This is a genomic window from Gaiella sp. (assembly GCF_035558935.1).
Lineage (GTDB): Bacteria > Actinomycetota > Thermoleophilia > Gaiellales > Gaiellaceae > Gaiella.
Map to the genome: position 1 here is coordinate 1 of NZ_DATMBZ010000063.1, position 13607 is coordinate 13607.

Annotated in this window: 15 protein-coding genes; 13 read left to right on the top strand and 2 right to left on the bottom strand. The window is 70.9% G+C overall.

Annotated features, from left to right (window positions below):
* The 8 genes from VNM44_RS06205 to VNM44_RS06240 form a co-directional block, all read left to right on the top strand.
* On the top strand, nucleotides 1–306 hold a 306-nt coding region (locus tag VNM44_RS06205), incomplete at its 5' end, for a hypothetical protein (RefSeq protein ID WP_325623788.1).
* Nucleotides 303–1112: a translation elongation factor Ts gene (gene tsf / locus VNM44_RS06210; protein WP_325623790.1), complete on the top strand. Its 810-nt coding sequence runs from the start codon at nucleotides 303–305 to the stop codon at nucleotides 1110–1112. The genes VNM44_RS06205 and tsf, both read left to right, overlap by 4 nt.
* 22 nt (nucleotides 1113–1134) lie before the next feature.
* Nucleotides 1135–1887, top strand: coding sequence for a UMP kinase (gene pyrH, locus VNM44_RS06215; protein ID WP_414652959.1), 753 nt, complete (start codon nucleotides 1135–1137; stop codon nucleotides 1885–1887).
* A 79-nt stretch (nucleotides 1888–1966) separates the two neighbouring features.
* Nucleotides 1967–2488 (top strand): ribosome recycling factor, encoded by a 522-nt coding sequence (gene frr, locus VNM44_RS06220; RefSeq protein WP_414652960.1) that lies wholly within the window; start codon nucleotides 1967–1969, stop codon nucleotides 2486–2488.
* An 84-nt stretch (nucleotides 2489–2572) separates the two neighbouring features.
* Entirely contained in the window at nucleotides 2573–3250 is a 678-nt protein-coding gene (uppS, locus tag VNM44_RS06225) for a polyprenyl diphosphate synthase (protein ID WP_325623797.1), read from the top strand.
* Nucleotides 3247–4038, top strand: a complete 792-nt coding sequence (locus VNM44_RS06230; protein ID WP_325623799.1) for a phosphatidate cytidylyltransferase — start codon at nucleotides 3247–3249, stop codon at nucleotides 4036–4038. Before uppS ends, VNM44_RS06230 begins: the two co-directional genes overlap by 4 nt.
* A 36-nt stretch (nucleotides 4039–4074) precedes the next feature.
* Nucleotides 4075–5148, top strand: coding sequence for a 1-deoxy-D-xylulose-5-phosphate reductoisomerase (gene dxr, locus VNM44_RS06235; RefSeq protein ID WP_325623801.1), 1074 nt, complete (start codon nucleotides 4075–4077; stop codon nucleotides 5146–5148).
* On the top strand, nucleotides 5145–6353 hold the full coding sequence (locus tag VNM44_RS06240; RefSeq protein WP_325623803.1) for a M50 family metallopeptidase: 1209 nt from the start codon (nucleotides 5145–5147) through the stop codon (nucleotides 6351–6353). Before dxr ends, VNM44_RS06240 begins: the two co-directional genes overlap by 4 nt.
* 21 nt (nucleotides 6354–6374) lie before the next feature.
* Here VNM44_RS06240 and aat read toward each other — a convergent pair whose 3' ends face one another.
* Nucleotides 6375–7046 carry a leucyl/phenylalanyl-tRNA--protein transferase gene (aat, locus tag VNM44_RS06245; protein ID WP_325623805.1) on the bottom strand — a complete coding sequence of 224 codons (672 nt, stop codon included), beginning with the start codon at nucleotides 7044–7046 and terminating at the stop codon, nucleotides 6375–6377.
* 92 nt (nucleotides 7047–7138) lie between these two features.
* Here aat and ispG point away from each other — a divergent pair, with 92 nt between their 5' ends.
* The 4 genes from ispG (at nucleotide 7139) to VNM44_RS06265 (ending at nucleotide 11807) form a co-directional block, all read left to right on the top strand.
* On the top strand, nucleotides 7139–8308 hold the full coding sequence (ispG, locus tag VNM44_RS06250; protein ID WP_325623807.1) for a flavodoxin-dependent (E)-4-hydroxy-3-methylbut-2-enyl-diphosphate synthase: 1170 nt from the start codon (nucleotides 7139–7141) through the stop codon (nucleotides 8306–8308).
* A 65-nt stretch (nucleotides 8309–8373) separates the two neighbouring features.
* Nucleotides 8374–9801, top strand: coding sequence for a DUF3352 domain-containing protein (locus tag VNM44_RS06255; RefSeq protein ID WP_325623809.1), 1428 nt, complete (start codon nucleotides 8374–8376; stop codon nucleotides 9799–9801).
* A gap of 24 nt (nucleotides 9802–9825) precedes the next feature.
* Nucleotides 9826–11508 carry a proline--tRNA ligase gene (locus VNM44_RS06260; RefSeq protein WP_325623811.1) on the top strand — a complete coding sequence of 561 codons (1683 nt, stop codon included), beginning with the start codon at nucleotides 9826–9828 and terminating at the stop codon, nucleotides 11506–11508.
* Nucleotides 11508–11807, top strand: a complete 300-nt coding sequence (locus VNM44_RS06265; RefSeq protein WP_325623813.1) for a helix-turn-helix transcriptional regulator — start codon at nucleotides 11508–11510, stop codon at nucleotides 11805–11807. The genes VNM44_RS06260 and VNM44_RS06265 overlap by 1 nt, the downstream gene beginning before the upstream one ends.
* Nucleotides 11808–11831: 24 nt before the next feature.
* On the opposite strand, the gene VNM44_RS06270 is transcribed toward VNM44_RS06265, so the two are convergent.
* Nucleotides 11832–12203: a hypothetical protein gene (locus VNM44_RS06270; protein ID WP_325623815.1), complete on the bottom strand. Its 372-nt coding sequence runs from the start codon at nucleotides 12201–12203 to the stop codon at nucleotides 11832–11834.
* Between the two features lie 227 nt (nucleotides 12204–12430).
* Between VNM44_RS06270 and VNM44_RS06275 the strand changes: the two genes are divergently transcribed.
* The gene (locus VNM44_RS06275; protein ID WP_325623817.1) at nucleotides 12431–13573 is read left to right on the top strand and encodes a S1C family serine protease; all 1143 of its coding nucleotides are present in this window, start codon (nucleotides 12431–12433) and stop codon (nucleotides 13571–13573) included.
* Nucleotides 13574–13607: the final 34 nt, after the last annotated feature.

Genomic DNA, 13607 nt, shown 5'->3' on the forward strand with positions numbered 1-13607 from the left:
GTCAGGGCGATCGCGGACGGGATCGCCGCCGGCCAGAGCAAGGTGACGCCGAAGGAGATGGCCGCTGCGACGAACGGGGACGGCAACGGCGCCGTCGCCACCGAGGCGGCCGCTGAGGCCGCTCACGCGCCGGAGACTCCGGCGGCCCCTGAGGCCGCTGAGGCGCCGGAAACGCCGGCGGCTGCTGAGGCCCCCGAGGCCGAGGCCGCGCCCGCGACGCCCGTCGCCGAGGCGGAGCTGCCGCCCGCGGAGCCCGAGACCGTCGAGGCCCCGGCGGCCGAGACGAACGAGGAGGAGAGCGCGTGAGCACGACCATTTCCGCATCCCAGGTGAAGGAGCTTCGCGACGCCACCGGCGCGCCGATGATGGACGCGAAGCGCGCGCTCCAGGAAACGGGCGGCGATCTCGACGCGGCGCGGACGCTGCTGCGCGAGAAGGGCATGGCCCAGGTGGCCAAGCGCGCCGGCCGCGCGACGACGGAGGGCCTCGTCGGCTACCGGATCGACGACGCCGCGGGGACGATGGTCGCCGTCGGCTGCGAGACGGAGCCGGTCTCGAACAACGAGGCCTTCCAGGCGTTCGCGAAGAAGGTGCTCGAGGCCGTGCACGCGGACGGGCCGGAGGCGACCGAGTCGCTCGAGCAGGATCGCGTCGACGTCGGCGCGAAGCTCGGCGAGAACATCGTCGTCGTCGGCGCCGAGCGGTACGAGATCGGCGAGGGCGAGATCGTCAACGCCTACGCGCACCCGCCGGCGAACAAGATCGGCGTGATCGTCAAGCTCGAGGGCGGCAGCGAGGAGCTCGCCCGCCAGCTGGCGATGCACATCTCGTTCGCGGCGCCCGAGTGGCTGAGCAAGGACGACGTCCCGGCCGAGACCGTCGAGGCCGAGAAGCGGGTCTATCTCAACTCGGACGAGCTCCAGGGCAAGCCCGAGCAGGCGAAGGAGAAGATCGTCCAGGGGATGCTCGCGAAACGGTTCTACGCGATGCAGCCCGGCGGCACGCTGACCGAGCAGCCGTGGATCCACGACTCGGCGAAGACGGTGGGTCAGGCCCTGGACGAGGCCGGAGCGCGTGTCGTCGCGTTCAAGCGTCTCTCTGTCGCAGAATAGGCGCGTGACCACACACGAGGAGCTGGCGGAGCGGGCGCCTTCGGGCGCCGCTCCCGCCTTCCGCCGCGTTCTCCTGAAGCTCTCCGGCGAGGCGCTGATGGGGGACCACGACTACGGCACCGACCCGAAGACGGTCGATGCGATCGCGCGCGAGATCGTCGGCGTCCAGGGGGAGGGGCTCGAGCTCGCGATCGTGGTCGGCGGCGGGAACATCTACCGCGGCATTTCCGCCGCGGCCGAGGGGATGGACCGGGCCACCGCGGACTACGCCGGGATGCTCGCGACCGTCCTCAACGCGCTGGCGCTCCAGGATGCGCTCGAGCGGCTCGGAGCCGACACGCGCGTGCTCTCCGCGCTGGAGGTCTCCGAGGTCGCCGAGCCGTACATCCGGCGCCGGGCGATGCGGCACCTCGAGAAGGGCCGGATCGTGATCTTCGCCGCGGGCACGGGCAACCCGTTCTTCACCACCGACACGGCCGCCGCGCTGCGCGCGCTCGAGATCGGCGCCGAGGCGATCCTGATGGCGAAGAACGGCGTCTCGGGCGTCTACGACGGCGATCCGCGCCAGGATCCGGCCGCTCGATTCGTGCCCGAGCTGACGCACCTCGAGGCGATCGAGCGCGGCCTCAGGGTGATGGACACGACGGCGCTGTCGCTCTGCATGGACAACAGCCTCCCGATCCACGTCTTCGAGCTGGCGGAGGGGAACATCGTGCGCGTCGCCTCGGGGGAGCGGCTGGGCACGGTGGTCGCGACGCCCCCGGCCGCGTCGTAGGCTGCGTCGTACAACGGCGGACGAGGAGGTGTCGTAGGTGACGGCGATCGAGGACTTCCTGGCGGGCTGCGAGCGGCGCATGGACGCGTCGATCGAGCACACGCGGACAGAGTTCAACAGCGTTCGCACGGGACGTGCCTCGACGGCGCTGCTCGACCGGATCACGATCGACTACTACGGCCAGCCGACACCGCTCTCGAACATGGCGACGATCAGCGCGCCCGAGGCACGGCTCCTGTCCGTCCAGCCGTACGACCCGTCCCAGATCAAGGCGATCGAGAAGGCGATCATGGAGTCGGACCTGGGGCTCCAGCCGTCGAACGACGGCAAGCTCATCCGGCTGCCCATTCCCGCCTTGACCGAGGAGCGCCGCAAGGAGCTCGTCAAGGTCGTCCGCCGGTCGGCTGAGGACGGCAAGGTCGCGATCCGGAACGTCCGCCGCGACGTGATGCGCCACCTCGAGGAGCTCGTCCGGAACGGCGACGTCGGTGACGACGAGGAGCGCCGCGCCGAGGCGCAGGTGCAGAAGCTCACCGACGACCACGTCAAGCGGGTCGACGACCTCCTGAAGCACAAGGAAGCGGAGATCATGGAGGTTTGATCGCTTCGCGATCAAACCTCCTAGAAGAGCGTGGCCCGGGAAGAGCCAGGGCTTTCTAGCCACCAGCCGCGCGACGCGCGGGTGGTGGCCATCATCATGGACGGCAACGGCCGCTGGGCCGAGGCGCACGGCGTGAGCGTCGCCGAGGGCCACCGCGCGGGCGCGCGGGCGCTTCGGCGCGTGGTGGAGGCCGCGATCGACCTCGGCATCGAGACGCTCGCCGTCTACGCGTTCTCGACCGAGAACTGGACGCGGCCGACCGACGAGGTGGCCGATCTCATGGTGCTGCTCTCCGAGACGATCGACGAGGAGCTCCCCGACCTCGCCAAGCAGGGGGTCCGCACGCGATTCCTCGGCCGTCGTGACCGGATCGAGCCGTGGCTCGAGCAGAAGATGCGGCTGCTCGAAGCGCGCACCGCCCATCTCGACACGCTCCATCTCTGGATCGCGTTCGACTACGGCGGCCGGGCGGAGCTCGTCGAGGCCGCCCGGCGGTTGATCGAGGACGGCGTGCCCGCGGAGGCGGTGGACGAGGCGGCGCTCGCCGCGCGGCTCTACGCTCCGGAGCTCGCCGAGATCGACCTCCTGATCCGTGCGTCGGGCGAGCTGCGGATCTCGAACTTCCTTCTCTGGCAGACGGCCTACGCGGAGCTGGTCTTCACCGACACGCTGTGGCCGGACTTCGACGCCTCGGAGCTCGCTCGGGCCGTCGACGCGTACAGCGCCAGGCAGCGCCGCTTCGGGGCGCGCGCGCTCCGGTGAGCCCCTTTCTCTCGCGGATCGTCGTGGCGGCCGTGCTGCTGCCGGTCGTCCTCGGCATCGTCTGGCTCGGAGGCTGGTGGCTGTTCGGCCTCGCAGTCGTCGGGGGCCTGCTCGCGCTGCACGAGCTGTACGCGATGGCCCGCGCACTCAGGCCGATCGTCCTCGGCGGCTACATCGGGCTCGTGCTCGCGCTCCTCGGGGCTCAGCTCGGCGGCACGACGTGGCTGCTGGCGGGGATCCTCTCGTCCCTACCCGCTGCGCTCCTCGTCTTCTTCGTCTCGAGCGCCCGCCAGCACGCGGTGGCCGGGTTCGCCGTGACGCTTCTCGGCGTGGCGTGGGTTGGGGGAGGGCTGTCGCTGCTCGTGCTCCTCCGCGACATTCCCGACGACGGACGCCTGCTGATCTTCACGACGCTCCTCGCCGTGTTCGCCGACGACACCGCTGCCTACTTCGTCGGACGTGCGATCGGTCGCCACCGCCTCGCGCCCGCCATCTCCCCTGGGAAGTCCTGGGAGGGGTTCGTCGCGGGAACGGTTGCCGCCGTCCTCGTGACGTTCTTCGCGCTCTACGAGCAGGACGTCGTCACGACGGGGGAGTCGCTCGTCCTCGGCCTCGCGATCGCGTTGGCCGCCACGATGGGCGACCTGTTCGAGTCGGCGGTGAAGCGCGATCTCGGCGTCAAGGACTCCGGGACGCTGCTCGCGGGCCACGGCGGCGTCCTCGACCGTGTCGACTCGCTGCTCTGGGCGGGGCCTGCGGCGTACGTGACGCTGCTCGCGCTCGCCTAACCGCTGCTTCATCCGTGGTCAGGCATCCTGTGCGGGATGCGACGCGTTGCGCTGCTCGGCGCCACGGGCTCGATCGGCCGCCAGGCCCTCGAGGTCCTCGCCGCGCACCCCGAGCTCGAGCTCTGTGCGCTCCAGTCGCTGTCGACGCCGCTCGACGCGCTGTCCGAGGAACACGGCGTCGCTCACGCGCAGGTGGGCGGCGATCCGATCGAGCTCCTCGAACGGAGCGAGCCCGACGTCGTCCTCAACGCGGTCGTCGGGTTCGCCGGCGTCCGGGCGACCCTCTGGGCGCTCGAGCAGGGTGTCACGCTTGCGCTGGCGAACAAGGAGAGCCTCGTCGCCGCGGGCGAGCTGGCGCTCGCCGCCCAGTCGCGTGGCGGCGGCCTCTTGCTTCCCGTCGACAGCGAGCACTCGGCGCTCCACCAGTGCCTTGCAGGGTGCGACGCTGCGACCGTGTCCGGGCTCGTGCTGACCGCATCCGGCGGGCCGTTCCGCGGGCGGGACCGCTCGCAGCTCACGGCGGTGACGCCCGCCGAGGCGCTCGCGCACCCGACGTGGAGCATGGGGCCGAAGATCACCGTCGACTCGGCGACGCTCGCCAACAAGGGCCTCGAGCTGATCGAGGCGCACTGGCTGTTCGGCGTCCCGTACGCATCGATCGAGGTCGTCGTGCATCCGTCGTCCCTCGTCCACTCGCTCGTGCGCTTCCGGGACGGCGCCCTGCTGGCGCACCTGGGGCTGCCCGACATGCGTGTGCCGATCTCCTACGCGCTGACGTATCCCGAGCGCGCAGCGACCCCGGTGGAGCCGCTCGACCTCGTCGGCCTCTCCCTCGACTTCGAGGCGGTCGACGACGACGCCTTCCCCCTGCTCGGGCTGGCACGCGCAGCCGGCGAGCGGGGTGGGACCGCGCCGTGCGCGTACAACGCGGCGAACGAGGTCGCCGTGCACGCGTTCCTCGAGGGCCGGATCGGCTTCCTCGACGTCGCCGAGGTGGTGGAGGAGACGCTCGCGCGGATCGACGCCGCGGCGGCCCGCGACCTCGACGACCTCGTCGCCGCCGACGAGGAGGCACGCCGCCTCGCGGCGAAGGGGCTGCAACCCGCATGACGATCTTCGTCGCAATCGTCGGCCTCGGCGTCCTGATCTTCGTCCACGAGCTCGGGCACTTCGCCGTGTCGCTCAGCCTCGGGATGCGCCCTCGCCGCTTCTATGTCGGCTTCCCGCCCGCGGTGTGGAAGACGACGAAGAACGGGATCGAGTACGGCGTCGGCGCGATCCCGCTCGGCGGCTTCGTGAAGATCCCCGGGATGCACCGGCCGTCGCCGGCCGACGTCGACATGGGGATCGGGCGTGCGCTCGGCGAGGCGCCCGCCCTGCAAGGCACCGCCAGCAGGTTGCGCGGCGCGCTGGCCGACGGAGACCACGACGCGGCACGAGACTCGCTGCGGGTCCTGCGGGAGCTGGCCGACGAGCGCGAGCTTCCGTCGCATGCCGCCGCGACCCTTCGGAAGGGGCTCGACGACCTCGACGACGGGCTCGGACCGAACGCCTACTGGCGCGCGGCGACGTGGAAGCGCGTCGCGGCGATCGCGGCCGGTCCCGCCGCGAACATCGTGCTCGCGCTACTCCTGTTCACCGGCCTCTTCATGACGTCCGCGGGGAAGGCCACGACACGGGTCGAGGCGGTGTCTTCGGGGACGCCCGCCGCCGCTGCCGGGCTCGCGGCAGGCGATCGGATCGTCTCGATCGACGGCGCCCCGGTCGAGCCGGAGGACATCTCGCGACTCATCTCCGGCTCCGACGGCCGCATGCTGACCGTCGTCGTCCTGCGCGACGGGCAGCGCGTCAGTCTCCCGCCGACGTCCGCGCGCCAGATCGACGGCACGTACCGGCTCGGATTCATCCTCTCGGGACAGGGCCTGCCTGCGAACCAGGCGCTCGGCGAATCGCTCGGGCTGAGCTGGCGCGTGACGCGCGACATCGGCGCCTCGCTGGGCCGTCTCGTGACGGGGGACGGGCGCGACCAGATCTCGAGCCCCGTCGGCATCGTCCAGGGGTCCTCCGACGCTGCGAAGCAAGGGACCGAGAACTTCCTCTTCGTCCTCGGGCTGATCTCACTCTCGATCGCCCTCTTGAACCTCCTCCCGCTCCTGCCGCTCGACGGGGGTCACATCGTCTTCGCGATCGCCGAGGGCGTCCGCGGCCGCGCCGTCAGACGGGAGGTCTACGAGCGCGTCTCGGTGGTGGGGATCGGTCTCGTGCTGCTGCTGTTCGTCATCGGCCTCTCGAACGACATCGGGCGGCTTTCCTGACGCGTTGCGTCAGGAGAGCGACTAGGCCAGGGGCGACGGGAGCGGCAGCGCGACGACGAGTCGACGCCGGTACTCGGCCCGGCTGATCTCGACCGCGCCGAGACGCTCGAGGTGCGGCGTCTGCCACTGGACGTCGAGCAGCCGGCGGTCGGCGTCACCCGCTTCGCGCAGACGCCGGACCAGACCGACGAAGGCCGCCTTCGAGGCGTCGGTGCGCTCGTGGTACATCGACTCGGCGGCGAAGAGACCGCCGATGGACACGCCGTAGAGACCGCCTGCGAGGCCGTCTTCGTCCCACGCCTCGACGGAGTGCGCCCAGCCGAGCTCGTGGAGGCGGCCGTACGCGCTCATGATCGCGCCGTCAATCCAGCTCGTCGGCTCGCCCGGCCTCGCACAGCGCGCGACAACCGCGGCGAAGGACGTGTCGACCCGGATCTCGTACCGCCGTGCCGCCCGCTGCAGCGACCGCGACGGCGTGAACGGATCGACCGGGACGACCGCGCGCCGCGTGGGGGAGAACCAGCCGAGCCCATCACGTAGCGGCATCGGGAAGAGGCCCAACCGGTACGCCGCAAGGAGCGTCCCCGGCTCGAGATCCGCTCCGACGGCCCAGAGGTCGCCCGAAGAGTCGTCGGGCGGCGCCTCGAGCCGCCAGGGCGTGGGTGGCGGCTCGAGCGGCGTCACGGCGCGCATGCTGCCTGTCTCGTCGGGCGACGCCCGAGGCGACCGTGGCTTCGTGCCCGGCACGCCGCGCCCACCGAACCACACCGCTACCCTGACCGGCGATGGCGAGCCCGCACCAGATCAGGGTCGGCGGCATACCGATCGGCGGCGGGGCGCCCGTCGTCGTGCAGTCGATGACGCTGACGAAGACGCACGACGTCGAGGCCACGACGGCGCAGATCGCCGCCCTCGCGTCGGCCGGCTGCGAGATCGTGCGCGTTGCGGTCCCGAAGCGCGAGGACGCGAAGGCGCTGCCGCTCATCGTGCGGCTCTCACCGATCCCCGTGATCGCCGACATCCACTTCAACGCCTCGCTCGCGCTCGAGGCGATCGACGCCGGCGTGCACGCGGTCCGCATCAACCCCGGGAACATCGGCGGCCCGGACAAGACGGAGCAGGTCGTGAAGGCCGCGAAGCGGGCCGGGATCCCGATGCGCATCGGCGCGAACGCCGGCTCGCTGCCGAGGCATCTGGAGGCGCTGGCCCGCGAGGACACGGCGGAGGCGCTCGTCGTCGAGGCGCTCGAGCAGGTCGAGATCCTCGAGCGACTCGACTTCCGCGACTTCAAGATCTCGGTCAAGGCGTCGCACGTGCCGACGATGATCCGCGCCTATCGGATGCTCGCCGACCGGGCCCCGTACCCGCTCCATCTCGGCGTCACGGAGGCGGGAACGCCTTTCGCCGGATCGATCAAGAGCGCCGTCGGGATGGGCTCGCTCCTGATGGACGGGATCGGCGACACGCTCCGCGTCTCGCTCACCGCGGATCCCGTCAAGGAGGTCGAGGTCGCCTGGGAGATTCTCAAGGCGCTCGGTCTCCGCGAGCGCGGCCCGGTGATGATCGCCTGCCCCTCGTGCGGGCGCGACAACGTCGGTGTCGAGAGCCTCGCGGTCGTCGTCGAGGAGCGCCTCCGGGACTACCCGCAGGCGTTCGAGGTCGCCGTGATGGGCTGCGCGGTCAACGGGCCCGGCGAGGCCGGCGACGCAGACTTCGGGATCGCCGGCGGGCGGGACGTCGGCTTCGTGTACGCGCACGGCCGCGTCCTGAAGAAGGTCGAGTCCGCCGTCCTGATCGACGAGCTGTTCCGCGAGATCGACCGCTGGATCGAGGCCGGCATGCCGCGTCCGAAGCGCCTCAAGCTCGCAAAGCCCGCCGCGCTCGCGATGGCGGAAGCGAGCCTCATCCCCATGGGGTCTGTGGGGTCTGTGGGGTCCGTCCCCGGAGGGGACTGACCCCGTGAGGACCCGCGGGCGGGTCCCGTTCACATTCCTTCCGTAGAGGCCGATACCGTCTGAGCATGTTGCGGCGCATCTCACCAATCGTCCTGCTGCTCGCACTCGCGGGCGTCCTGCTGACGGGCTGCGCCGGCGCAAAGACGGGTGAGACCGGCCAGGTTCCGGAGTCTGCCTCACTCGCTCCTGCAGACGCCCTCGCGTACGCGACGGTGACGACCGACGAGGGCTCGGACCAGCGGCAGAAGACGGCGAGCCTGCTGGAGCGGATCCCGGGCCTCCGCGACGGATTGGCGGGCTCGGTGGCCTCCGGCCTGCGCGAGCAGGGTATCGACTGGGACGTAGACGTCCGGCCCGCGCTCGGGCCCGAGCTCGTGGTGGTCGCGACGGCCGACAAGCAGCCGCTCGTCCTCGTCCAGCCGGAGGACGAGTCGAAGCTCGAGGCACTGCTCGACAAGAGCGACACGACGTACGTCCGCGGCACGGTCGACGACTGGCAGGCGGTCGCGCAGAGTCAGAGCGCACTCGACGCATACCGCGCCGCGCTCCGGTCGGGGACGCTCGAAGGCGTCGAGCGCTTCACCGACGGCTTCGAGGCGCTCCCTGCCGACTCGCTCGCGCGCGTCTGGGTCGACACAGGACGGCTCTCGAAGGAGCTCGGCCAGGTCGTCGACACGAAGTCGGAGATCGATCTCGGCCTCGACTGGCTGGCGGCCGCGCTCACGGCGAAGGACGACGGAATGCTGCTCACGGTCGCGACGCGGACGCCGGGCGGGAGCGACACGCGATACCAGCCCGAGCTCTTCGCTCGCGTCCCGGCGGATGCCGTCGCGGCGCTCTCCTTCGGCGGGACGCAGGGCCTCCTCGATCGCGTCCAGGGCAGCGTCTCCGTCGACGAGCTCTCGAAGCAGATCCAGCGCTTCACCGGCGTGCCGCTCGGGCGGCTCGTCGACTCCCTGAGCGGCGAGGGCGCGCTCTACGTCCGCAAGGGCGGGAAGCTGCCCGAGGTGACGCTCGTCCTCGCGCCGCCCGACCCCGACAAGACGTGGGAGACCCTGAACGACCTGGCCCGCACGCTCGCCCGGCAGGCGCAGGGGACGGTGACCGTTCGTACCGAGGACGGGCGGGAGGTTCGCCGCGTCGTGCTCGGTGACGTCACCATCTCCTTCGCGCGGCTCGACGAGAAGACGCTGATCGTCACCACGGGCGCCGACGGCATCCGGACGTTTGCTGCCGACGGGGCCAAGCTCGTCGACAGCGAGGCGTTCGCGCGCGCGGCCGAGGCGGTCGACATGACCCCGGGCGAGCGCACCCGCGGGTTCCTCTACGTTGACCTCGACGGCGTTCTCCCACTCGTCGGGGCCGCCTCGAGTGGGACCGAGGTGCCCGCCGACGCGAAGGACGTCCTGTCGGCGCTCGACTCGTTCGTCCTGCGGGGCACGGGGGAGGGCGAGGTCACGCAACTCCAGGGCTTCCTCCGCCTGAACGACTGACCCGCCGCCGTCTAGGGTTGACGGATGCTGCAGCGCCAGTCGACGCTCTTCCTGCCCACGCTCCGCGAGGACCCCGCGGACGCGGAGGCGGTCTCCCACAAGCTCCTCGTCCGTGCGGGGCTGATCCGCCAGGTCGGCGCGGGTCTCTGGACGTATCTGCCGGCGGGCTGGCGCGTGCACGAGAACGTCGTGCAGATCGTCCGCGAGGAGATGAACGCGATCGGCGGCCAGGAGATGTCGATGCCGGTCCTGACGCCGGCCGAGCTCTGGAAGCTGAGCGGCCGCTACGACAAGTTCGACTCGCTGATGAAGATCCGCGACGCGTCGGAGCGGGACTTCGTGCTCGCCGCGACGCACGAGGAGACCATCACCTTCCACGCACGCGAGCTCCGGTCGTACCGCGACCTGCCGAAGATCCTCTACCACTTCCAGACGAAGGAGCGGGAGGAGGCGAGACCGCGCGGCGGCCTCATCCGCGTGCGCGAGTTCGTGATGAAGGACGCCTACTCCTTCGACCGTGACGAGGCGGGGCTCGACCGCTCGTTTCTCGCGCACAAGGGCGCCTACGAGCGGATCTTCCAGCGCTGCGGCCTCGAGACCGTCGCCGTCCAGGCCGAGTCGGGGATGATGGGCGGTAGCGAGTCGCTCGATTTCCTGGCCCCCTCCGGCTCGGGCGAGAACACGCTGGTCACGTGCGAGCGCGGCGACTACGCGGCCGACCTCGAGATCGCGCGCGGCGTGCCACGGGCGCCGGAGCTCCCCGAGGCGCTCGCCGCGCCCACCGAGGTGGAGACCCCCGGGATCGAGACGTGCGAGAGCCTGGCCGGCTTTCTCGGCATCGATCTCGCCGCGACCTCGAAGGCGATGCCGGTCGTCGCCGACGGGAAGGTTGTCCTCGCCCTCGTCCGGGGCGACGACCGCCTCGACGACGCCAAGCTCGCGGCCGTGCTCGGAGCTCCGGTCCGGCCCGCGCAAGTCGAGGAGATCCGTGAGGCATTCGGCGCGGAGCCGGGCTCGCTCGGTCCAGTCCGCTTCACCGGCGAGGTCGTCGTGGACGAGACGCTTCGCGAGGGTCAGTTCGTCGCGGGGGCGAACCGAACCGGGTACCACCTGCGCGGCGTTCAGCATGGCCGGGACTTCCACGGCGTCGTGGCAGACATCCGTCTCGCCCGCGAGGGCGACCGCTGCCCGAACTGCGGCGGGGCGCTCACGTTCCGCACGGCGATCGAGGTGGGGCACATCTTCAAGCTCGGAACGTTCTACTCCGTTCCGTTCGACGCGACCTACCTCGACGAGCAGTCGGTCGAGCATCCCATGCAGATGGGCAGCTACGGCATCGGGCCGGGGCGCGTGCTCGCCGCGATCGTCGAGCAGAGCCACGACGAGCGCGGCATCGTCTGGCCGGCGTCGGTCGCTCCGTACGACGCACACGTCCTCTCGCTCGCAGGCGGATCGGACGAGGTCGCCGCTCTCGCCGACGCGCTCGCCGACGAGCTCTCGGACGCCGGCCGCGAGGTCCTTCTCGACGATCGCGACGCGCGACCGGGGGAGAAGTTCGCCGACGCGGACCTGCTCGGCGTCCCGCTTCGCGTCACGGTGGGGAAGAGGTCCCTCGAGGACGACGCCGTCGACGTGCGGCACCGGACGGACACGGACGACGCGCGCGTGGCCCGCGCGTCTGTGATTGACTGGGCCGGGACGGGCTGATGGCGGCGAAGAAGCGTACGTATGCGAACGAGCCCCTCGGGGCCGCGATCGAACGGCTGATGGCCGAGACGGGGATCACGTACCGTGCCCTGGCCGAGAAGACGGGTCTCTCCGCCGGCTATCTCAACCACATCGTCCACGGCAACCGCCGGGTGCCCTCGACCGCCGTCGTCACCCGGATCGGCAAGGCCCTCGGGGTGAAGCCCGATTACTTCCGCGAGGTCCGCGTGCGGATCATCATCGAGAAGCTCGAGGAGACACCAGCGCTCGTGGACCGTCTCTACAAGCGCCTCGGCTGACGCGGCCCCGGCGCCAGGGGACTCTCACACAGCTCGGATCGGGCCGCGAGCCTCCGGTGTGCTCGCCGGCCCGCTGCCTCGGAGCGACTGATGAGGCTCGGGTCGGACCGCAGAGGTCGGAACCGTGCCGCGCAACTGGGCGTCCGTGATCTTCGCGCCGCAGTTCGCCCGCGCAGTGGAAAGCACGTGGAAGAGGGCGTCCTCGGCCGCAGAGGCTGCGGCCGACAGCCGCCCGAGGTCCCAGGCGGTCACGTCCGCGAACGGGTCGTAGTGCTCGAGCGACTGTCGCCAGGCCGTGTCCTCGAGGCGCTTCAACACCTCACGCGCCCGGTTCAGCGCGGCAACCTCCTTCGAGGTCAGCAGCGTCGATCGCTTGTCCTGGTCGTCTCCGGTCATCCGTGCTCCTGTGGCGGGCGTCTCCTCCTCTCTATCGGCAGGTTGGCACGGTCTCGTAGTGACTCGTCGCGGGACCGAGGCGATGGGGAGGGAAAGCCCAGACCAAGGTCCAGGAGTGCCCTTTACACGACGACAATGCCCACTTCATCGCTTGTTCGCGGTCGTTTACGTCTCTTCGCGATTCGCCTGCTTCTCTGAGAGGAACGCCTTCTCGCAAAGGAGCACGGATGAACGAGACGCCCCAGACCACACCGAAATCACGGACGCTGCGCTCGAAGATCGCTGTCCCGTTCGTCGCCGGCGCGATGGCCGGCGCAACGGTGATCGGCGGCGTCGCGCTGTTGGCCCACGACGACGGCTCGAGCGGGGGAGACACCGTCGCGGCCGCTGTCCTGCCGGGAACCGGCGTCGCGCTGAACACGACCCTCTCCGCCGAGCAGATCTACCGGCTCGACAGCCCCGGCGTCGTCGACATCAGCGTCACGACCCAGGGAGGTGGGCAGGGCGACGTCTCGCCGTTCGGGCCGGGAGGCGGCAGCGCGCGCGCCGAGGGCACCGGGTTCGTCTACGACAGCTCCGGCAACATCGTCACGGCGAGCCACGTCGTGGACGGCGCGAGCGCCATCCAGGTGCGGTTCAAGGACGGCTCTGTCGCAAAGGCCACCCTCGTGGGGACCGACCCTTCGAGCGACATCGCGGTGATCAAGGTGAACGTGGCGTCCTCGAAGCTCAAGCCTCTCGCGCTCGCCGACAGCGGCGACGTGAACCCGGGCCAGGGCGCGGTCGCGATCGGAAGCCCCTTCGGCTACGAGGACAGCATCACCGCGGGCATCGTGAGCGCGGTCGACCGCACGATCCAGGCGCCGAACGGGTACTCGATCCCGAACACGATCCAGACGGACGCGCCGATCAACCACGGCAATTCCGGTGGCCCGCTCATCGACGCCGGCGGCAAGGTGATCGGCGTCAACGTGCAGATCGCAGCGGACGACACCGGCGGCGCCAGCCAGAACGCCGGCGTCGGCTTCGCCGTTCCCTCGAACACCGTCAAGAGCGTCGCCGACAGCCTGATCGCCGGCCGGTCGGTGCAGCACGCGTATCTCGGTGTCTCCATCGGCACGAACATGAACGGCACCGGTGCGGTAATCGGCACCGTCCGGGCCGGCAGCCCCGCCGCCGACGCGGGCGTCAAGTCCGGCGACATCGTCGTCGCAGTCAACGGCAAGCAGGTCACGGCCGCCAACGAGCTGACGGCGGCGATCGCGGCGCTGCGGCCCGGAGACAAGGCGACGCTGAAGGTGCAGCGCAGCGGCTCTACCGTCACGCTCACCGTTACTCTCGGCACCCGGCCGGCGTCCGCCACCGCCTGAAGCACGTCCTCCGACGATCGAGCCCGGGGCGGAA